Annotated in this window: 20 protein-coding genes and 1 other RNA gene; 9 read left to right on the top strand and 12 right to left on the bottom strand. The window is 54.8% G+C overall.

Going from position 1 to position 20,736, the window contains the following annotated elements; translation table 11 throughout:
* Nucleotides 1-40: 40 nt before the first annotated feature.
* Together tomB and H0S68_RS05155 are read left to right on the top strand one after the other, a co-directional pair.
* Nucleotides 41-409, top strand: coding sequence for an Hha toxicity modulator TomB (gene tomB, locus H0S68_RS05160; RefSeq protein WP_020825515.1), 369 nt, complete (start codon nucleotides 41-43; stop codon nucleotides 407-409).
* A gap of 55 nt (nucleotides 410-464) precedes the next feature.
* Nucleotides 465-668, top strand: coding sequence for an HHA domain-containing protein (locus H0S68_RS05155; RefSeq protein ID WP_020825514.1), 204 nt, complete (start codon nucleotides 465-467; stop codon nucleotides 666-668).
* A 76-nt stretch (nucleotides 669-744) separates the two neighbouring features.
* Here H0S68_RS05155 and H0S68_RS05150 read toward each other — a convergent pair whose 3' ends face one another.
* A complete protein-coding gene (locus H0S68_RS05150; protein WP_020825513.1) occupies nucleotides 745-1,677 on the bottom strand; it encodes a LysR family transcriptional regulator in 933 nt (310 codons plus the stop codon).
* Between the two features lie 138 nt (nucleotides 1,678-1,815).
* Here H0S68_RS05150 and H0S68_RS05145 point away from each other — a divergent pair, with 138 nt between their 5' ends.
* Together H0S68_RS05145 and H0S68_RS05140 are read left to right on the top strand one after the other, a co-directional pair.
* Nucleotides 1,816-3,603 (top strand): adenine deaminase, encoded by a 1,788-nt coding sequence (locus H0S68_RS05145; RefSeq protein ID WP_128864428.1) that lies wholly within the window; start codon nucleotides 1,816-1,818, stop codon nucleotides 3,601-3,603.
* Between the two features lie 164 nt (nucleotides 3,604-3,767).
* Nucleotides 3,768-5,111, top strand: coding sequence for an NCS2 family permease (locus H0S68_RS05140; RefSeq protein WP_116691057.1), 1,344 nt, complete (start codon nucleotides 3,768-3,770; stop codon nucleotides 5,109-5,111).
* Between the two features lie 115 nt (nucleotides 5,112-5,226).
* Here the strand turns inward: H0S68_RS05140 and ffs are convergent.
* Nucleotides 5,227-5,323: signal recognition particle sRNA small type (gene ffs / locus H0S68_RS05135), an RNA gene on the bottom strand.
* 157 nt (nucleotides 5,324-5,480) lie between these two features.
* Here ffs and H0S68_RS05130 point away from each other — a divergent pair.
* The gene (locus H0S68_RS05130; protein ID WP_020825510.1) at nucleotides 5,481-5,795 is read left to right on the top strand and encodes an MGMT family protein; all 315 of its coding nucleotides are present in this window, start codon (nucleotides 5,481-5,483) and stop codon (nucleotides 5,793-5,795) included.
* Between the two features lie 65 nt (nucleotides 5,796-5,860).
* On the opposite strand, the gene H0S68_RS05125 is transcribed toward H0S68_RS05130, so the two are convergent.
* Entirely contained in the window at nucleotides 5,861-6,352 is a 492-nt protein-coding gene (locus H0S68_RS05125) for a YbaY family lipoprotein (RefSeq protein WP_020825509.1), read from the bottom strand.
* Nucleotides 6,353-6,582: 230 nt separating this feature from the next.
* Here H0S68_RS05125 and tesB point away from each other — a divergent pair, with 230 nt between their 5' ends.
* Nucleotides 6,583-7,446 (top strand): acyl-CoA thioesterase II, encoded by an 864-nt coding sequence (gene tesB, locus H0S68_RS05120; RefSeq protein ID WP_020825508.1) that lies wholly within the window; start codon nucleotides 6,583-6,585, stop codon nucleotides 7,444-7,446.
* Between the two features lie 82 nt (nucleotides 7,447-7,528).
* Here the strand turns inward: tesB and H0S68_RS05115 are convergent, their stop codons facing one another.
* From H0S68_RS05115 to H0S68_RS05080, 8 genes are all read right to left on the bottom strand, one after another.
* Nucleotides 7,529-8,128, bottom strand: coding sequence for a peroxiredoxin (locus H0S68_RS05115; protein ID WP_236591376.1), 600 nt, complete (start codon nucleotides 8,126-8,128; stop codon nucleotides 7,529-7,531).
* 58 nt (nucleotides 8,129-8,186) lie between these two features.
* Complete coding sequence (gene asd / locus H0S68_RS05110) at nucleotides 8,187-9,035, bottom strand: archaetidylserine decarboxylase (protein ID WP_273854960.1); 849 nt, start codon at nucleotides 9,033-9,035, stop codon at nucleotides 8,187-8,189.
* Between the two features lies 1 nt (nucleotide 9,036).
* Nucleotides 9,037-9,723, bottom strand: a complete 687-nt coding sequence (locus H0S68_RS05105) for an MOSC domain-containing protein (protein ID WP_020825505.1) — start codon at nucleotides 9,721-9,723, stop codon at nucleotides 9,037-9,039.
* Between the two features lie 231 nt (nucleotides 9,724-9,954).
* On the bottom strand, nucleotides 9,955-11,241 hold the full coding sequence (gene amtB, locus H0S68_RS05100) for an ammonium transporter AmtB (protein ID WP_020825504.1): 1,287 nt from the start codon (nucleotides 11,239-11,241) through the stop codon (nucleotides 9,955-9,957).
* A 36-nt stretch (nucleotides 11,242-11,277) separates the two neighbouring features.
* Nucleotides 11,278-11,616 carry a P-II family nitrogen regulator gene (gene glnK, locus H0S68_RS05095; protein WP_012005549.1) on the bottom strand — a complete coding sequence of 113 codons (339 nt, stop codon included), beginning with the start codon at nucleotides 11,614-11,616 and terminating at the stop codon, nucleotides 11,278-11,280.
* 292 nt (nucleotides 11,617-11,908) lie between these two features.
* Nucleotides 11,909-13,687: a SmdB family multidrug efflux ABC transporter permease/ATP-binding protein gene (locus tag H0S68_RS05090; RefSeq protein ID WP_020825503.1), complete on the bottom strand. Its 1,779-nt coding sequence runs from the start codon at nucleotides 13,685-13,687 to the stop codon at nucleotides 11,909-11,911.
* Nucleotides 13,680-15,455 carry a SmdA family multidrug ABC transporter permease/ATP-binding protein gene (locus H0S68_RS05085; RefSeq protein WP_130016235.1) on the bottom strand — a complete coding sequence of 592 codons (1,776 nt, stop codon included), beginning with the start codon at nucleotides 15,453-15,455 and terminating at the stop codon, nucleotides 13,680-13,682. The genes H0S68_RS05090 and H0S68_RS05085 overlap by 8 nt, the downstream gene beginning before the upstream one ends.
* A gap of 97 nt (nucleotides 15,456-15,552) precedes the next feature.
* Nucleotides 15,553-16,014, bottom strand: a complete 462-nt coding sequence (locus H0S68_RS05080; RefSeq protein ID WP_044548705.1) for an Lrp/AsnC family transcriptional regulator — start codon at nucleotides 16,012-16,014, stop codon at nucleotides 15,553-15,555.
* 122 nt (nucleotides 16,015-16,136) lie between these two features.
* On the opposite strand from H0S68_RS05080, the gene H0S68_RS05075 reads away from it, so the two are divergent.
* Nucleotides 16,137-17,177: a PLP-dependent cysteine synthase family protein gene (locus H0S68_RS05075; protein ID WP_020825500.1), complete on the top strand. Its 1,041-nt coding sequence runs from the start codon at nucleotides 16,137-16,139 to the stop codon at nucleotides 17,175-17,177.
* Nucleotides 17,178-17,238: 61 nt separating this feature from the next.
* On the opposite strand, the gene cof is transcribed toward H0S68_RS05075, so the two are convergent.
* Complete coding sequence (gene cof, locus H0S68_RS05070; RefSeq protein ID WP_128864424.1) at nucleotides 17,239-18,063, bottom strand: HMP-PP phosphatase; 825 nt, start codon at nucleotides 18,061-18,063, stop codon at nucleotides 17,239-17,241.
* A gap of 103 nt (nucleotides 18,064-18,166) precedes the next feature.
* Between cof and H0S68_RS05065 the strand changes: the two genes are divergently transcribed.
* Complete coding sequence (locus tag H0S68_RS05065; RefSeq protein WP_400824930.1) at nucleotides 18,167-19,915, top strand: SgrR family transcriptional regulator; 1,749 nt, start codon at nucleotides 18,167-18,169, stop codon at nucleotides 19,913-19,915.
* Nucleotides 19,916-20,012: 97 nt separating this feature from the next.
* Complete coding sequence (gene queC / locus H0S68_RS05060; protein ID WP_020825497.1) at nucleotides 20,013-20,711, top strand: 7-cyano-7-deazaguanine synthase QueC; 699 nt, start codon at nucleotides 20,013-20,015, stop codon at nucleotides 20,709-20,711.
* Nucleotides 20,712-20,736: the final 25 nt, after the last annotated feature.

Raw genomic sequence — 20,736 nt, 5'->3', positions numbered from 1 at the left:
TGTTATCAACACCGAAATTAAGACTTACGGAGGGGATGATATGGATGAGTATTCGCCTAAAAGGCACGATATTGCTCAGCTGAAATTCTTGTGCGAAAATTTGTATGATGAAGGCATAGCCACGCTGGGCGACAGCCACCACGGCTGGGTGAACGACCCAACGTCTTCCGTCAACCTCCAGCTTAATGAGTTGATTGAACATATTGCTTCGTTTGTGATGAGTTATAAAATTAAATACATGGACGAAAGTGATTTATCGGAGTTAGTCGAGGAATATCTCGATGATACCTACACGCTGTTCAGCAGTTACGGTATCAATGATTCCGATCTGCGTCGCTGGCAAAAAACCAAGGCGCGATTATTCAGAATGTTCTCAGGAGAGGGCATCTGTACGACAATGAAATCTTAGGGGATAATTATCCCTAAATTATTCTATTCTACGGTTTATAACACCAAAGGTTATCATGACTAAAACTGATTATCTGATGCGTTTACGTAAATGCACCACTATTGACACCCTTGAACGCGTTATTGAAAAAAATAAGTATGAGCTTTCGGATGACGAATTGGAGCTGTTTTACTCTGCAGCTGACCACCGTCTGGCTGAGCTCACCATGAATAAGCTCTACGATAAAATCCCAACGGCCGTTTGGAAGTTCGTACGTTAATCAAGGCTCGAGATGCGTTGAGCCGATAGACTATCGGCCTCAATGTCAGGCAAATTCTCGTATTTATCTCATTGACTTACTGCACTTTCATCCGCCGTTGAAAATCCTGTAATAACAATTGGAAACAATCCTCAATTAATGCCGGGTGATTTCTGTGTGCACTGCGCATTAATGCCACGGTACGGCTAAGCATCGGTTGCTGCAGTTGAACCACGGTTAATTCATCGTCTTTCAAATGGGTGGTGTAAAGCTGAGGTAAAATAGCGACCGCTAATTCCGAACGTACCAATCCGTATAACGTCTCCAGAAAATCGACCTGGTAGCGTGCGATTAAATTCAGACGGTGGCTTTCTGCCAATGCCAGTACCAGCCGGCTGATATTTCCCTTGGAAAAAACCGCAATATCACGCCGGGCTAATTGCCGCCACGGCAGATGATGTGATTCAGCCAAAGGGTCATCACGGCGCATAACCACCACAAAGGGATCTTCCTGCAGCGGATATATCTCCAACGACTCCGGCACAGAACTATCGAGCGCCCCAATACCAAAATCAATCATGCCGTTCTCTAATTGCAGCAGCAGAGAATCATTAGTTTGATCGTGAAATTCTACCCTCAGCCGTGGAAAGTTCGCCGCCAGCAGCTGTGGCACGGCCGGAAACAACAGCCGGCTGACCGAAGGTACCAACCCGATGCGCAAGGTCCCATCTCCCCCCGCCAACATAATGCGCTGCATATCGTCAAAGGACGCCTGCGCCACATTCAGCAGCCGCTCGGCATGCGGCAGAATTGCCGCCCCCTGTTCGGTCAACGTCACCGCGGAAGCCGTGCGATTCACCAATTTTCCACCCAGCACCAACTCTATCTGTCGCAGCGCGCTACTCAGTGCCGGTTGGCTGATCGCCAAACGGTTCGCGGTATCGGTAAAATGCCGTAGCCGCGCCAGAGTAACGAAATATTGAATCTGCTTCAGAGACAGCGCGGGCAAGCGGCGCCAGGGTTCAGACATGTCAGGTTTCCATTCGCCAACCAAGTAAACGTTTGCGACAGCATAAACGTTTCTTATCAGGCAATAAATTAAATCATCTGTGCAAAGCCTGCCCGCCCCCCTAGAGTAACAACCCTGTCATCATGCCGGGTAATTACCATGACCACTCATTACACCAGCGCGGGCGAACGCCAACGCGCGGTGAAGGCCGCATTAGGCCAACTTCCTTTTGATTTGCTGCTGACAAACGCTGCGCTGGTCGATATGGCCACCGGTGAAATCCGTAACGCTGATGTCGGCATCGTCGGCGCACTGATTGCCAGCGTTCATCCCTGTGGCAGTATGACCGAAGCCCTTCAAACGCAAGACTTGGCCGGCGCATATCTGAGCCCCGGCCTGATCGACACCCACGTACACGTTGAAAGCTCGCACCTGCCGCCGGAAAAATACGCCGAAATCGTCGTTGCCCAAGGCACCACTACCATTTTCTGGGATCCACACGAACTGGCCAACGTGCTCGGCGTTGAGGGTGTGCGTTACGCGGTCGACGCCAGCCGTGGTCTGCCGCTCAGGGTGATCTGTGCGGCACCGTCAAGCGTCCCTTCCACTCCAGGTTTGGAAATGTCCGGCGCTGATTTCGGCGGCCATGAAATGGAAACCATGTTGGCCTGGCCGGAAGTCGGCGGGGTTGCCGAGGTGATGGACATGCACGGCGTACTGAACGGCAGCGAACGCATGCTGGATATCCTCAACGCCGGGCTGAACAGCGGCAAGTTGATCGAAGGTCATGCACGTGGGCTAAGCGGCGCTCAGCTTCAGGCCTATCTGGCCGCGGGCGTGACGTCCGACCATGAGCTGACCTCCGGTGCCGATGCGCTGGAGAAACTACGCGCCGGACTGACGCTGGAGATCAGAGGATCTCACCCTTACCTGCTACCCGAGATCGTTGCGGCACTAAAAACGTTGCCACACCTGTCCTCGCAGGTCACCGTCTGCACCGACGATGTGCCGCCGGATATGCTGCTGCAAAAAGGCGGAATTGTGGCGTTACTCAATATGCTGATCGAACAGGGGATGTCGGGAACCGACGTATTGAGGATGGCGACGCTTAACGCCGCTATTCGCCTGCAACGCAACGATCTGGGCTTGATTGCCGCGGGCCGCATTGCCGATCTGGTGGTCTTTGATTCGCTCACTCAACTGAGTGCGCGGCAGGTCTACGTCGCAGGAAAGCTGCTGGCGCAGAACGGAAAAATGCTGACACCGCTCAGTGCAAACCCGAAAGTGACGGTGCCGCGCGATACGCTGCGGCTCCCGCCACTGACTCCCGCAGATTTCATATTGAAAGTCCCGGCGATCCGCCACGGTAAAGCCACCCTGCGCCACATTAAAGGCGCGCGTTTTACCCAGTGGAACGAAACCACCGTCGAGGTTCGCGACGGCGAAGTGCAGATACCGGATGGCTTTAGCCTGATCTGGGTGAAACATCGCCATGGTCGCCATCAGGCTACCCCGCAACTGGCACTGTTGGAAGGCTGGGGGGAACTGCGCGGTGCCATCGCCACCAGCTACTCACACGACTCGCATAATCTGGTGGTTCTGGGCCGTAACGCAACCGATATGGCGCTGGCGGCCAATGCCCTGATCGCCTGCGGTGGCGGCATGGCCCTAAGTCAAAACGGGGAAATTCTGGCTCAGGTGGCGATGCCGATTGCCGGCATGCTTTCAGATTTGCCTGCCGCGGAACTGGCACAACAATTTAAAAAACTGCGCGATCTGAGCGCACAAATCGCCGATTGGGAACCGCCCTACCGGGTTTTCAAGGCAATCGAGGGCACCTGTCTGGCGTGTAACGCCGGGCCGCACCTGACCGATCTCGGCCTGACCGACGGCACCACGCGCCAAATTGTCGAACCACTGATCGCCTGCTGGGAAACCCCGGCGTAAAAATAATCATAATAACAATATATACCCTATGGATTTCTAGTTGCAGCTAGACAGGCACGCTCACTCATCCTCAGGCGCTTACTCAAGTAAGTTACTGGGGTAAGTGAGTGTTGCCAACAACGCTGCGGCTTGAAATACGACGGGTAGCAACGGAGATTGTCTATATGGCTGAGAATTCAGTAAATGCTCCAACACCAGGGGGCTGGCTGCAACGGCGTTTTCAACTGCATGCGCGGCAAAGCAATGTCAAAACCGAATGCCTGGCCGGTATCACCGGTTTTCTGGCTGCGGCCTATTTGTTGGTGGTAATCCCCGGATTGCTGGCCATCGGCGGCATGGATAAGGGCGCGGTGACCACCGGCACCATTCTGGTGTTTGTGATCGGCAGCTTGCTTATGGCGTTTTACGGTAATCTGCCGTTTATCGTTGGCCCAGGGATCGGCGGTTCGGTGTTGGTCGGCGTGACGTTGGCGGGCAGCGAAGGCATAGGTTGGCAGATTGGGCTGGGTATCGCCTGCTGGTCCGGCATTTTGTTTTTTGCCCTGACTCGTCTTGGGCTGCGCGAGGTGGTTACCCGCTCGGTACCGCAGTCCATCAAGCTGGGGCTAACCGCCTCTATCGGATTATTTGTTGCGGTGCTGGGGTTCCGTAACGCCGGGCTGGTACTGGCCAATGCCAAATCCAATGCGCTGATGCTGGGTGACTTCACGGCACCCGGTGCGTTGATCGCCCTGTGCGGTCTGTTTCTGGCCATTGGCCTGCAGGCTCGACGTATCCCGGGCGCGATTTTGTGGGCGATCCTGGTCGCAACTCTGGTGGGTATTCCATTCGGCGTCACGCACCTTCCAGCCAGTCTGATGGCAATGCCACACTCATTGGCCCCTGTGCTCGGCCACGTCGATATGATTGGTGCACTGAATATCGCCTTCCTGCCTTACCTGTTTGTCTTTTTCGCCTCGGAGTTTTTCTCCACCATGGGCACCACGCTCGCCGTCGGCGGTGAAGCCGGGTTACTGGACGAGCACGGCAACATGCCGCACATCAACCGGCCGTTTATGGTGGACTCGATCGCAGCGGCTCTCGGGCCCTGGGTCGGCATTCCAGCCGCCACGGCGCTGATCGAATCGTCAGCCGCTGCCGAAGCCGGTGGCAAGACTGGATTAACGGCGCTGGCGGCAGCCATCATGTTCTTGCTGATGCTGCTGTTTACCCCCATTGCCCTGATGATCCCGAAAGAGGCTACCGCACCGGCATTGATCCTGATCGGCCTGAATATGTTCAGTGGATTGCGCAAAGTCGATTTGGCCAACTTTACCGACGGCCTGCCGGTGCTGATGATGGTAATGATCACGCTGATTGCCAACAGCTTCGGCACCGGTATCGCAGGTGGGCTGCTGTTTTACATCATCATCAAGGTGATTGCCGGCAAATGGCGTGAAGTCCCGGTCGGGCTTTACCTGTTGGCTATCCCGCTGGCGTACTATTTCGCTACGCTGGTGAAGCACTGAGGTGAATTGCTGGCGAGCAATCGGCGCCGGCAGTTTTCCTGCAGCGAGATTTTTACGGCGATAGTAAATACGAGAGAGTAGTGAAAGAATGATACGGCGCTGAAATTGGTGGAGGCCCTGCCAGCTACATCCCGGCACACACGTCACCTGCTGCGGCTGCTTCCTTCCGGATCTGACCGAGTTCACAAGTTAGTGTTGCGGGAGAACCAACAGGGCCCCCATTGACGGCTTCTGGTACTGCGAAGCGGTGGGCATTATCGGTGATGGCCAGCCAAATAGCAAGCCAACCGGGGCCAACCGCTGTTTTCTTACCCACCTCGGCTGTGGCACACTTTGATCTTGAGATTTCGCCGCAGCAGGAACACAGAAATGGAATCAGAAGACGCCTCATTCAGCCAGCGGGTGTTTCACATCGTGGCCGCCATTCCTTATGGCAAAGTGACGACCTACGGTGAGGTAGCGCGTCTGGCCGGTTCACCACGTGCGGCACGTCAGGTGGGCGGCGTATTGCGTCGCCTACCGGAAGGCAGCAGCCTGCCCTGGCATCGGGTGATTAACCGGCACGGGCAGATTTCGCAGCAGGGCGAGGACTTCCAACGCCAACGTCAGGCATTGCTTGGGGAAGGGATCGTTTTTGGCGCCCACAGCACGGTGGATCTGTTGGTTTACGGCTGGCGCTGGTGATAAAAAAACAGCCTTTGGCCGGAGCGCAAAGGCTGTTAATAGCTTACTGCTTCAGGACTACCGGATTACGGCATCGCCGTTGGCGTTGCCTGAACCGGAATGCCTTGCACCGGAACCAGCAGCAGGTCGGCACGGGTGCCGTTACGGTTCACCACTTCCTGGATTGTGTCGGTAATAAAGATCAGCTGCCCATTAACCGTGATTGCCGCGCTCAGGATAATACGCGCATTAGGCTGAATATCAGCCGGGTTGAACGGCAATACAAAATTAAACGGCGCCTGCTTGCCGTCGGTACGTACCGCACGCTGGGCGATCACTTTAGACGGAGCGTCCGCCAGTGAAGCATCAGAGAGCGTGACGGTCAGTATCGCATCCGGCGGCAGCGCAATGCGCTGGCGAATGTTAACCGAACCAGTCACCGCCGGGCCCTGAATCTGCGTTTGTGCAATCGCCGCGCTTCCCGCCGTTGGAGTAGGCACATTGCCACTCTTCTGGGCACAGCCAGCCAGAGTGAGGGTTAATGCTGCAGCTCCACCTACGATTTGCCAGAGTTTCATGGATCGGTCTCCTTTTTTATTATCAACACGTTGGTGGCTTCCACCACCCCACTCATTAAAGTTAGCACAAAACACTGAAAAATCCATTTAACACTGCCTATTAATCACTTACCCCCCTAATAATGTTCAGTATTCAGCCAATTTTCTCTGTGCCATAACGCAATATATTGACGTCTTACCGTGATATTCCGCACACTGAGCAAAATGATTATTATAAGGGTAGTAACTTTATGAGCCAGGCACTGCAAAACCTCCTTGATCTGCTGGATCTGGAGAAAATCGAAGAAGGGTTGTTCCGCGGCCAAAGCGAAGATCTGGGGCTACGTCAGGTATTTGGCGGTCAGGTGGTTGGTCAGGCACTTTATGCCGCCAAACAGACGGTTCCGGCAGAGCGAAGCGTACACTCGTTCCACAGCTATTTTCTGCGTCCAGGCGACAGCAGCAAGCCGATTATCTACGACGTGGAAATCCTGCGCGACGGTAACAGTTTTAGCGCCCGTCGCGTCAGCGCCATTCAACATGGCAAGCCGATTTTCTATATGACCGCCTCTTTCCAAAGCCCGGAAGAAGGGTTTGAACATCAGAACACCATGCCGGATGTGCCGCCGCCGGAAGGACTGATGTCCGAATCGGACATTGCCCAAAAGTTGTCGCACATGCTGCCGGATAAAGTGCGTGAAAAGTTTATCGGCCAGAAGCCGATCGAAATGCGCCCGGTCAAATTCCACAACCCACTGAAGGGCAGCGTGGAAGAGCCGCACCGCTACGTTTGGTTCCGCGCCAACGGCACCATGCCGGACGATCAGCGCATCCACCAATATTTACTGGGTTACGCGTCAGATTTTAACTTCCTGCCGACGGCGTTGCAGCCTCATGGCGTAGGCTTCCTGGAGCCGGGCATGCAGGTGGCGACAATTGACCATTCAATGTGGTTCCACCGCCCTTTCCGCATGGATGACTGGTTGTTGTACGTGGTCGAAAGCACCTCCGCTTCCGGTGCCCGTGGATTTGTGCGCGGGCAATTTTATACCCGTGACGGCGTTCTGGTTGCCACTACGGTGCAGGAAGGCGTCATCCGCCAGCGCGAAGCCTAAGCAATTCACCCTTCAATGGAATTGCCAGTCAGGTTGGCTGGCATTTTTGCTTTGTGCCTTCACAAATGGGCGGGGCTCCTGCTCAGTCAAGGGTTCCCGGTGCCAAATCCGGATGGTCTTTCAGCCACCCGATGACCTCAGCGGCCGCTCTGTTCGCGGGGAAAACAGGATAGAACACATGTTCAATCGTGCCATCCCTGATGATCAGCGTTAAACGCTTAATCAGCCGCATGCCTTCCACGTTCATCGTGGGTAAACGCAAGGCGTCGACCAATGCAAACTCAGCATCGCTCAAGATGGGGAAAGTCAGCCTGAGGCGGTCAGACAGCTCTCTCTGATAATCCGTGGTTTGCGTGCTCAACCCAAAGATCCTGATCCCGAAGGTGGTAAACACCTCCTTTTCGGCCTGAAAAGATAAAGTTTGCGCTGTGCAGCCACGGGCTCCGGGGATAGCGTCCCAACCTGCCGGCAGATTGCCGTGGGGCTCGCCGGTCCTCGGATAGGCATAAACAACCGTTCGCCCCGGCAAGATAGACAAGTCTACCCTCTCACCAAACGTTGAGTGAAAACGCAGGGCCGGCATCGGCATACCGACCAGGTGATCGGCCGCACCGTCATCCACCGGGCATGGCAGGTCGTCTGGCAATAACGCGGGATTGCCCATGTGATGTGTATTCGCCATGCTCTGACTCCCTATTCAAATGAAAATACTTCCTCATCGTTCGGCGAAGAGTTAACGCTTACTTTTTCATCACGGTGACAAAAGCATCAGAAAACTCAACCCTATCCCCTTGATTTACACTACTGAAATCGAGATCCCAGCAGGAATCAAACAGAACTATGACTGTTGACCCCATAGTGAAATAGCCTATCTCCTCGCCCTTCTTGTAAAACAAACAATCATTATAAAAAGACTCATGGGTGTAGAGCCGGTTATAGTTGACCTTTCCTCCCCAAGCCGTGACTATCCCCCCCACCATAAATGCGCCTACAAAAATAACGGACATCCTGCCATGCTCCGTCATAAACTCACAAATCAGTCGTTCATTACCCACATATAATTCTTTATTATTTTTTACATTCTTCTCCCTGACCGATTTAAAATCTCCGGGACAATAAATAGTATTAATCAAGAAACCGTCGAACGGCATATGTACCCTGTGATAATCCTCCGGCGCCAGGTATATATTCGCAAAACGGCCGCCATTGTAGCCCTGCGTCATTTCATTATTAAAACCAAACAGCCTAAAGATGGAATACTCAACCCCCTTGGCTTGCAGTAACGTATTCTCTTTTGTCTCGCCATGGGCCCCCATACGCCCATCACAAGGCATACAAAGCTCCGTTGAATTCAATAAATTGATTTTATTCTTTATTTCTTCGCTGAGCTCTCTGCAAAAAAAATCCTGGAAGCTGCTGTAGTCCTTGATGTTCTTCTTCTGGTAACGTGACAGATCGATTGACTTTGCCTTGCACAGGATAAAAATAAAAATATAGTGAGCGTTAAAAAAACTGGCTTCACTCATCCGCTTCCCAATTTTGAATAGGTTTGTACGTAGCAGCGATAAAAAATCAACGTACCCTTTCATTTTAATCCTTTTTTCCATGCAATCTTGGCGACCAATCTTCAACAGCCCCAGTGAGCAATCTTTTCATAAACAATTTCCGCCAAGAGGCAACCAAGGGTAATTCCAACATACTGGTCAGGGTTTCTTCATCAAGAGATTTGGTAAAAATAACTTTCATTATCTCCTGCAAACTCCATTTATCATTGGTCCTGTTAATCAAGGTAATTTCATCGCCCAAACCGACATTTCCCTGCTGAATCACCCTGAAATACCAACCGGTGCGGTAGTTAATTTGTAGCATTTCCGAAAAATAGGGAATGTCGAATCTGTCATTTAACTTCCAACAGGGTAATCGACCTTGTGAAACCTCCACTACTGCCGTCCCTATGCTAAAAATGTCGCCGACAAAGACCTGGCTTTCATCCAAACCGATAGTGCTAAAATTCTCGCCAAATGCGCCGGCATTCTCGAAAAAGGGACAGTCGGGAAATTCTGCCTTCCACTTTTTATAATGTTCCAATGGATAAACGTGTACCGCTTTTTCGGGCCCGCCATGTACCTTCAGGTCGCCAATCTCATCACCCTCAATGCCTTCATACCCTACTGAAACCAGATGATTAACCTCTTTTTTGAATATGCCGGTAAAGCTGTCAGGACGAGTGAAAGGAACCACTTTTCCTACGTAAACAGAATTCACTATTCCTTTCATCGTTATCTCCCACTTAATACGTATTAATACAAACAAATAAAATAAACAGTACAAACCAAGGCCATTATAGAAAAAGCACTTGATAATGCAATTAATATAAGGTCAATAAAAACAGTGCATTACTTAAAAAGGGGGAATATCGTTAAAAAAGAAAAAGGGCGATGTCTCCATCGCCCTTTCTGCATCATCATTATTTTTCGAGTTATTTAGCGCACTGCCCTTCTTCAAGGCTTATTGGTTATAGGCACTCTCACCATGGCTGTTGACGTCCAGACCTTCGCGCTCCTGCTCTTCCGGTACGCGCAGCCCGACGATAGCACCTGCCACTTTGAAGGCAATGAAGGCGGCCACTCCAGACCATACCAGCGTGATCACCACGCTCAACAGTTGGATCCATACCTGATGTCCCATGGTAACGCCTTCTGCGTACCCGGTTCCGCCCAGCGAGGCGGAGGTGAACACGCCGGTCAGCAAGCATCCGACGATGCCGCATACGCCATGTACACCGAACACATCGCAGGTATCGTCCACTTTCAGCCATTTCTTCAGCGTGACCACGCCCCACAGACCGGCAATGCCACCGACCAGGCCGATAATCAACGCCCCGCCAACCCCTACGGTACCCGCAGCAGGCGTGATGGCAACCAGCCCGGCGATACAGCCGGAACAGGCCCCCAGCAGAGAAGGTTTACCGCGCACAATCCACTCGGCAAAAGTCCAGGAAAGAATAGCGCCTGCGGTTGCCACTACGGTGTTCAGGAAAGCCAGGGCCGCAATGCCGTTAGCCGCGCTGGCAGAACCGGCGTTAAAGCCGAACCAGCCGATATACAGGATAGAAGCGCCGGTAAATACCATCGGCAGGTTATGCGGTTTGAAAGCTTCCTTACCGAAACCAGCACGCTTGCCGAGCAGATAAGCGCCCACCAGGCCAGCACTTGCCGCATTGATATGCACCACGGTGCCGCCGGCAAAGTCCAACGCGCCATCAGCAGCCAGGAAGCCACCGCCCCACACCATGTGGGCAATCGGCAGGTAGGAAATGGTGAACCAGATAGCGGCGAAAATCACTACCGCCGAGAAGCGGATACGCTCGGCAAAGCCCCCCACCACCAGCGCGACGGTGATACAAGCGAATGAACACTGGAACGCTACGTGGATCATCTGGCTAAAGGTCCCGGTGACGCTGTCAATGCCAATGCCTTTCAGCATCGCCGTCTGGAAACCACCGAAGAAGGCATTACCTTCGCTGAACGCCAGACTGTAGCCATAAAGCACCCACAGAACACACACCAATGCGAAGGTGACGGTGACCTGGGTCAGCATGGAGAGCACGTTTTTGGAGCGCAGCAAACCACCGTAAAACAGAGCGACACCCGGCAAGGTCATGAACAGCACCAAAGCGGTGCAAATCATCATGAAGGCGTTGTCGGCCTTGTCTGCGACCGCCGGAGCGGCCAGGGCCAAAGAAGGAACCATGGTTACCGTACTCAGGCCCAACATGGATAAAAGTTTTTTCATTATCAATCCATCCCCATTACTTTACTGAGCCTGTGATTACAGTGCTGCTTCGTCTGTTTCGCCGGTGCGAATGCGAATGACACGTTGCAATTCGGCAACGAAAATTTTGCCGTCACCGATTTTGCCGGTGTAGGCCGCTTTACTAATCACATCAACCACTTCATCCAACTGATCGTCGGCGATAGCGATGTCGATTTTTACTTTAGGTAAAAAGTTGACGCTGTATTCGGCTCCGCGATAGAGCTCAGCGTGCCCCTTCTGGCGACCAAAGCCTTTTACTTCGCTTACGGTCAGCCCCTGAATGCCTACAGAGGATAGGGCTTCACGCACGTCCTCCAGCTTGAATGGTTTAATCACCACGGTCACCAGCTTCATATTGCCCCTCCACGAATTAAGCCCAAACTCACCCCGGTACGAGACTTATAAAGCAAAGGCTATGCCACAAATGGTTTTGTACGCGGATTCAGCAAATTAACCGGCAGGATGGGGATCTGGCATGCGACGAGCGACTAACAGCACGCGACCAACTGATAGGCTGATTAAATATTGCGCACTAATTTGGTGCGTAGCGCGTCGAAAAAGTGCAGCGAGAGGGATTTTAAACGGGCTTGTGCCTGTTTGTGGTGCGTGGCGACAAAAGAAAGGGGCCGTTAAAACGGCCCCCAGATCATGCGGGTTGTGTTTCTTCGCGATTGGCAGCGGCCAATTCTTCACCCACCAGTTGCAGCTGGTACATCTGGTAGTAACGCCCCTGCTGAGCCAACAGTTGCTGATGATTGCCCTGCTCGACCGCCTGACCCCGGTGCAGAACCAGAATGGAATCAGCATCGACAATGGTCGACAACCGGTGAGCGATCACCACCAGCGTGGTATGTTCACGAATCAAACGCAGTGCACGCTGAATCGCTTGCTCAGTGCCTGAATCGATGTTGGCGGTCGCTTCGTCGAGGATCAGGATCTGCGGCGCCTGCACCAACACCCTGGCCATCGCCAATAGCTGTTTCTGGCCCACCGACAGGTTGTTACCCTGCTCGCCCAGCCGGGTGTGAATCCCCTGCGGGAAGCTGCGTACCAGCTCAGCCAATTGCACCGTTTCCAGCGCCTGCCACACTATCTCTTCACTGATGTTACGGCCCAGCGTAACGTTGGCCAGCACCGATTCGGCGATCACCACCGGATCCTGCTGCACCATTGCCACCCCCTGCCGCAACGTACGGTGCGACAGACTGGCCAACGGACGACCATCGAGACGGACTTCGCCCTGATTGACCGGGTAATACCCCATCAGCAGGTTGGCCAGCGTGCTCTTGCCGCTGCCGGTATGCCCCACCAACGCCACAAAGCCCCGCGACGGCACCGACAGCGAAATATGCTGCAGCACCTTTTTGTCATCCCGGTAGGCAAAGCTCAGGTCTTCAATATCAATGCGGCCACTCTCGAGCGGGCGATCGTCCGTTCCATAGCTCTGTTGACGGCGATCCATCAGTTCGAAAATACGCTCGCCGGCCACCACCGCCTGCTGCAGAATCGACTGCTGCGACGTCAGCTCAATCAGCGGCTCATTCAGACGCCCGAGGTAGTTGATAAAGGCATAGAGCACGCCCACGCCAATGCTTCCCTCACCGCTGAAACCAAACAACATCAGCAGGCCACACAGCACCAGCGCCGAAAACAGGCTGAGCAGCGGACGCAACAGGAAACCATCCAGCCGCAGAGTCTGCATACGCGCGGTGTAGTGCGAACGGCTGGCGGCGCTCATGCGTTCACCAAAGCGGATCTGCTGGCGGAACTGCTGGATCACGCCCATGCCGTTGATCACTTCGTTAAAGCCGTCGTTGATGTCTGCCAGATAGCTGCGCACCCGGCGCACAATCGGGATGCTGTAGTATTGGTAAATGCCCATCACCACAAACACCGCCGGGAAGATGCAGATCGCCACCAGCGCCATACGCCAGTCCAGGCTGAACATCGCCACCAGCATGGCGCCAATCAGCGCAGCGCTTTTCAATACGGTGGACACTACCATGACGTACAGATCTTTAATCACCTCGGTGTCATTGGTCACTCGCGAGATCAACTGCCCCACCGGCTGCGTATCAAAAGCGCTGAGCGGCTGACGCAACGCGGCGTCCATCACGTCGGTACGCAGGCGTTGAACCACCCCGACCGCGGCCTGGTTGAACAACAACGCTTGAAAATAGTGCAGCGCCGCCGCCAACAGCTCCAGCAGAATATAGGCCGCCGCCAGCCCGCAGACGATCATCAGCGGCAACTGGCCCTTAGCCACATAGTTATCGATAAAATAACTGATCAGGATCGGCCCGGCGACTTCCGCTGCCGCCGCAACCCACAACATCAACACCGCCAGCCCCAGAGGTTTGCGGTATGGCGATCCATAAGCCAGCAACCGTTTCAGCGTCGGCCACAGCTTTTGCATCTTATTCATTGGCCAGTATCTCCTCGCCGCTTTCCGGTGCCTCATCCAGCGCCGCTTCCAGTTGCTGATAGCGGTACATATCGCGGTACCAGCCCGGTTGGGCCGCCAGGGACGCATGTTCGCCACGCTGAGCCACGCCGCCGTGTTGTATCACCAGAATTTCGCTGGCTTCGGTCAGTGCCGAAAGCCGGTGCGCGCTGATAATCACCGTCCGGTTTTGTCCCCAACTGCGCAAATTGTGCAGGATTTGGTGTTCGGTTCGACCATCTACCGCCGACAACGCATCGTCGAGGATCAAGATTTCTGCATCCAGCAACAATGCACGGGCAATAGAAATACGCTGTTTCTGGCCGCCGGACAGCATCACGCCACGCTCGCCCACTTCAGTTTCATAGCCTTGCGGCAGGCGCATAATGTCTTCATGCACGCTGGCCAACTGGGCCGCACGCTCAATCTGTTCCTGCGTCGCGCCCGGATTCCCCAGCGCAATATTGTTGGCCACGCTGTCCGAGAACAAGAATGGCGTCTGACTCACCACAGACAATCGCGAACGCCAGTCGTCGAGCTTCACCTGGGTCAGCGGCAATCCCTGATAGCTAATCTGACCATCATCCACATCAAACTGGCGCTGGATCAACGACAGTAACGTTGACTTACCGGCACCGGTCGGGCCACACAGGCCAAGCATCTGACCCGGCTCCAGCTTCAACGTGACATCGTGCAACGCCGGGTGATGGTTGCCAGGATAGTGGAAGGATCGGATATCGACGGCCAGGCTGCCACGCCCCGCCGGCAATGGATACTCACCGTCGGTCACTGCCGGCGCTTCCTCCAGCAGGCTGCGAATGCGACCGTATGCCGCACTGCCGCGTTCAACAATGTTGAACATCCAGGCCAGCGCCAGCATCGGCCAAATCATCAGGCCGAGGTACATCACGAAGCTGGTCAGTTGCCCAAGCGTCAGGGAGCCATTGACCACCATCCAGCTGCCACCGCCGATAGCCAACAGATTGGCGGTACCGATAGCGATGTAAATCGTCGGGTCAAAACGCGCATCTACCCGCGCTACGTGCATATTTTTGGCGCCGGTTTGGGCGGCCACTTCGGCAAATTGATTGGATTGGTGATCCTCCAGACCAAACGCCTTGATCATGCGGATGCTGGTCATGCTTTCCTGCGCCTGATCGTTCAGGCTGGAGAACGCCGCCTGCGCCGATTTAAAGCGCTGATGCAACTGATCGCCGTAATACTTGATAACGATCGCCATGATGGGCATAGGGATCAACGAAAGCAGGGTCAACTGCCAGCTAATTTGGGTGCTCATCACCACCAGCACCGCCAAGCCCATTACCAGCGAATCGACCAGCGTCAACACCCCTTCACCGGCAGCGAAAACGACCCGATCGACATCATTGGTGGCGCGTGCCATCAGATCGCCGGTACGGTGGCGCAGATAGAAAGCCGGGTTCTGGCGGCTAAGCTGGCGATAGAAATTTTCACGCAGTTCGACGGCAAGCTGATAAGACGCGCCAAACAGCAACACTCGCCATACGTAGCGCAGCAGGTAGACCACCACGGCGGTGCCGAGCATCAGCCCCAGCCATGCCATCAGCACGCCGCTGGACATCTGTTTTTCGGTAATACCGTCGACAATGATCCCCACCAGCTTGGGTGGCAACAGCTGCAGAATGGCAATGATGATCAACAGCACCACTGCCCCCAGGTAGCGGCGCCACTCGCGGCGGAAGTACCAGCCGATTTGGGTAAATAGTCTCACGCAGTTTTATTCCAGGATGTAGATGTAATAGTTTTTTCTCTCGATCTGCCTCAGCAGAGTAGGATACCACCGTTACTTTGCCAATTTGGTGAACTTTTCACTCAGGAACCGGCAGGGCGGTGGTGTATTTGATTTTTTCCATCGCGAAGCTGGAAGTGACGTCGATCAGCCCAGGTACCCCGTTCACCAGACGCTTGTAAAAGCTGTCGTAGCTCTTCATATCAGCTACTTCCACCTGCATCAGGTAATCGTACTCCCCCGCCATGCGGTAAAATGCCAGCACCTCCGGCATCTGCTGGGTCAGTTGCACGAACGTCTGATACCACTCGCTGCTGTGCTGCTGGGTTTTGATCAGCACAAATGCCGTCAGGCCCAACCCGAGTTTTTCATTATCCAGCAGCGCGACCCGCCCACGGATATAGCCTTCCTCTTCCAGCCGTTTCAGCCTTTTCCAGCAAGGCGTCGACGTCAGATTGACCGCATCGGCCAGCGCCTGCAGCGGCTGGGTGCAGTCCTGTTGCAGCATGCACAGTAACTTACGGTCTGTTTTATCTAACATATCGTCAACCAGGAGAAAAATTTTCTCTCATTAAGCGATTAAACAGGAAAAATGGCAATCCTTTTTTCCCGGCGGCAGGCTATATTATGCAGCAAATAAGCCCCCTATTCTGAGGCCAGACGATGACAAACTCTTGGGTAAAATATGCTATCGGTGAAATAGAAGCGGATTTCCAACGCTCCGCCGACACGCACCTGATCCGCCTGAACCTGCCCGAATTTCCCGGTATCTGCCTGTACCTGAAAGATGAAAGCACTCACCCGACCGGCAGCCTGAAGCATCGGCTGGCGCGCTCGCTGTTCCTGTACGGCCTGTGCAACGGCTGGATCACCGAAAACACCACGATTATCGAAGCCTCTTCAGGCAGCACCGCCGTGTCCGAAGCTTACTTCGCCCGGCTGATTGGCCTGCCGTTTATTGCCGTGATGCCTTCCTGCACGGCACGCCGCAAGGTTGAGCAAATTGCGTTTTACGGCGGCCGCTGCCATTTCGTCGATCACGCGGCACAGATTTACGCGGTCTCCGAGCAGTTGGCGCAAGAACTGAACGGCCACTATATGGATCAGTTCACCTACGCCGAACGCGCCACCGACTGGCGTGGCAATAACAACATCGCCGACAGCATCTTCCGCCAGATGGCGCGTGAACCCTTCCCTGTCCCTAAACATATCGTGATGAGCGCGGGCACCGGCGGTACATCTGCAACGCTGGGACGCTATATTCGCTATCAGGGGCACGACACCCGCTTGACGGTCGTCGATCCGGAAAACTCGGTATTCTATGATTGTTTCCACCAGCGCGATCGCACCCTGATCGGCAGCTGTGGCAGCAGGATCGAAGGTATTGGCCGCCCGCGCGCCGAACCCTCGTTTATCCCGTCGGTGGTCGACAGCATGCTGCGCGTTCCGGACGCGGCCAGCGTTGCTACCATTCATTGGCTGGAAACGGTACTGGGCCGTAAAGTGGGCGCCTCCACCGGCACTAATGTGTGGGGCGCGCTGCAATTGGCGAAACAGATGCGGGAAAATGGCGAACAGGGTTCTATCGTCACCCTGCTATGCGACAGCGGTGAGCGCTATCTGGATACCTACTACAACCCTGAATGGGTGAGAAACAATATCGGCGATCTAACCCCGTATCTGGCGCAACTGGCAGACTTGTAATCGCCCCAGGCAGGCGAAAAAAAGCCGGGTAAGTCATACCCGGCCGGCTGCCAATAAAGCCTCATAATTCGGGGGAATAGGTGAGGTAAGGTGAACGCAGCCAATGTTGCAAATAGTGAGCCACCGCCTGCTGTTCGCAATGGCCGATAACCTGTAGTTGTGGCAGTGAAGACTTCAGCTGCGGCAGGGCATTGCCCATCACCACGCCGTGCCCTACCGTCGCCAGCATTTCCCTGTCGTTCATGGCATCGCCAAACGCCATGCAGTCCGCCATCTTCAGCCCCAGATGGCGGCTCAACGTATCCAGCGCGGTGCCTTTGTTACACCCCAACGGCAAGACCTCCAGGCACTCATAGGCAGAGAAACAGAGATCAACGCGTGCTCCAAACTGTTCTCGTAGCTGAATCTGTAGCTTAAGCAGTTCCACATGTGGTCCAACGAAGCACACCTTGCTGTTGCCGAAGGCCGGTAAACGACGCACTTCGGTAAGCTGATAACGGAAGCCGCTCAGATGATGAGCCCGCAACATTTCTTCCGGTACCGCAAACTCGGTCATCCAGCCTTCGTCACGGAAGACGTGCATGCTGGCAACCGTATGCCAATGGGTGTGCAGCACCTCTTCGGCTATGTCAGCAGGCAAATCGGTGGCGTGAAGTTGTTGCCCCTGATGATCGTAAACCCGCGTACCGTTGCCGGTAATCAGATAGCCTTGCAGACCCAGTTGCGCCATGATCGGCTGCGCGTCCAGGTAGTGACGCCCGGTAGCGAAGGTGACAACCATCTCCCGTTCAACCAGTTGCTTTAGCACCGCCAGAGTTTCCGGCCCGACCCGGTGATCCGGTGTCAACAATGTGCCATCCATATCAAAAGCCGCCAGGCGATACATAAAGACCTCATGAGTGTGAACGCGATTACAGTCCCTGCAGTATGAGATGGTATTTGCGGAAGTAATAGTGAACAATTCTGGAAAACTGTTCCGGATTTCGATCATGCGCCTGACCCATCGTCTCAGCCAGTATCAACGCCTGTATCAACAGCTCGGCGCTGCGCCGGTGGCCATCACCATCGGCGAACTCGCAGCCCTGTTCTATTGCAGCGAGCGCCATGCTCGCACGCTGGTACAACAGTTGCAGGATCAGGGCTGGCTAAGCTGGCAGTCACAGCCCGGTCGCGGCAAGCGGGCTCGCCTGCAGTGTTTGAAAACCCCGGACGAGCTGCGCGCCGCCCACTTGCAGCGCTTGCTGCATGACGGCGACCACCAGGGCGCGTTGGAAATGGCGCAGTTGGCGCCGCAGCATTTGCAGGAGTTACTCAGCCCGCATCTCGGCGGCCAGTGGCAAGCAGACAGCCCAACGCTGCGTATCCCCTATTACCGCACGCTGGAATCTCTGGATCCACTGACCCTGACCGGCCGCGCCGAACAACATTTGGTTGCCACCCTGCATGCCGGCCTGACGCGCTTCATTACCGGCAATCCTGAACCGCAATCCGATCTGGCCCATCACTGGCAAATCAGCCATGACGGCCTGCGCTGGCAGTTCTTCCTGCGCAGTCAATTGCGCTGGCACAACGGTGAAATGCTGACCGGCCAGCAGCTGTTGCAAACGCTGGAAAAGCTGCAACGACACCCTCGCAGTCGCCCCAGCCTGGCCAACGTTACGGCCATCAGCCTGCCGCATGCGCTGTGTCTGCAGTTTGATTTACAGCATCCCGACTACTGGTTGGCGCATCGTCTGGCGGAATTGCCTTGCCTGCTAACCCACCCGGAGGCCGCAGGCATTGGCGCTGGCCCTTTCAAACTCACGCTAAACGAGGCGCATTTGGTACGGCTGGAACAGCATCCGTTTTACCATTTGCAGCATCCTTATCTTGAGAGCATCGAGTATTGGATCACCCCGGAGCTACAGGTCGACGCGGCTTACACCAGTTGCCAGCACCCGGTGCGCATAACCATCGGCCAGCAGGAAGAGATGGCGCTGGCACGGCCGGTGCAACGCAGCATGAGCCTGGGCTGGTGCTATCTGGCGGTCAATTTGAAACACGGCGTGCTCAACGAAGCCCAGGGCCAAAAACTGCTGATGTTGATCCAGCAATCTGGCCTGTTGGCCAATCTGCCGGTACCAAACAGCGTCATCACCCCCAGCAACGAAATGCTGCCAGGCTGGGCCATCCCTCGGCATCAGGTCGATGATGAGATAGCCCTTCCCGCCAAATTAACGCTGCTGTATCGGCCACCGGTAGAACTGGAAACGGTCACTGTGGCTCTGCAGCAGCTATTAGCACGCCACGGCTGCGAGCTGGAACTGCGTTATTACGCGGGTAAACGCTGGCAAAGCGCCGAACAAATCGAACAGGCCGACCTGCTGCTGGCCGATAACCTGATCGGTGAGTCACCGGAAGTGACGCTGGAAAGCTGGCTGCGGCAAGATACGCTGTGGCGCGGCATTCTGCCCGACGATCGCTGGCGACATCAGCAGCAAACGCTGCAGCAGATCCAACAGTTGCCTGCGCAGCAACCGCGTTATGAGCAGTTGAAAGAGTATTATCAGCAGCTGATGAGGGCGGCGATCATCACACCCTTGTTTCACTATCAGTATCAGATCAGCGCACCGCCGCGCATTCATGGGGTTACTCTGACCGCCCATGGCTGGTTCGATTTCTGTCAGGCCTGGCTGCCGCCGCCGCTGGACTCGACAGAGCCGCTTTCCCCAGACTTAATGGGCCCGGCCCAGCGGTAACCCGCTATTTCTGCTACCATTGCTGCCGCAACGCATTTTTATCCTACCGCCCGAGTGTTCATCGGGTAGGGTCTCAGCACTAAATTGAGGTAATTTTATGAAACGCGCGGTTGTCGTTTTCAGCGGTGGACAAGATTCCACAACCTGCTTGATTCAGGCATTGCAACAGTACGACGAAGTTCACTGCGTCACCTTCGATTACGGTCAGCGCCATCGCGCCGAGATTGAGGTGGCTCAAGCGCTGTCGGTGGCCCTTGGGGCCAAGGCACATAAGCTGCTGGACGTTGGCCTGCTCAATGAACTGGCGATCAGCAGCCTGACCCGTGACAATATCCCGGTTCCGGCTTACGGCAGCACCGAAGCCAACGGGTTGCCGAGCACTTTCGTGCCGGGCCGTAATATTCTGTTCCTGACGCTGGCGGCGATTTATGCCTACCAGGTCGAAGCCGAGGCGGTGATCACCGGCGTTTGCGAAACCGATTTTTCCGGTTATCCCGACTGCCGCGACGAATTTGTCAAAGCGCTGAACCAGGCAATAGTGCTGGGCATCGCACGCGATATCCGTTTTGAAACGCCACTGATGTGGCTGAACAAGGCTGAGACCTGGGCACTGGCAGATTACTACCATCAGTTGGATCTGGTTCGGCAGGAAACCCTGACCTGCTACAGCGGCATTAAAGGCGACGGCTGCGGTGAATGTGCCGCCTGTCACCTGCGCGCCAACGGCCTGACGCAATACCAAATCAACAAGGCGGAAGTGATGGCGAGCCTGAAACAGAAGACCGGCCTGGTCTGAGTGAATAACGGCGGCAAACATTGCC

This window comes from Serratia sp. AXJ-M (genome assembly GCF_046531865.1).
Taxonomy (GTDB): Bacteria; Pseudomonadota; Gammaproteobacteria; order Enterobacterales; family Enterobacteriaceae; genus Serratia; species Serratia liquefaciens.
The sequence above is the reverse complement of the archived record's forward strand: the minus strand, read 5'-3'. Positions and strand labels throughout refer to the sequence as shown.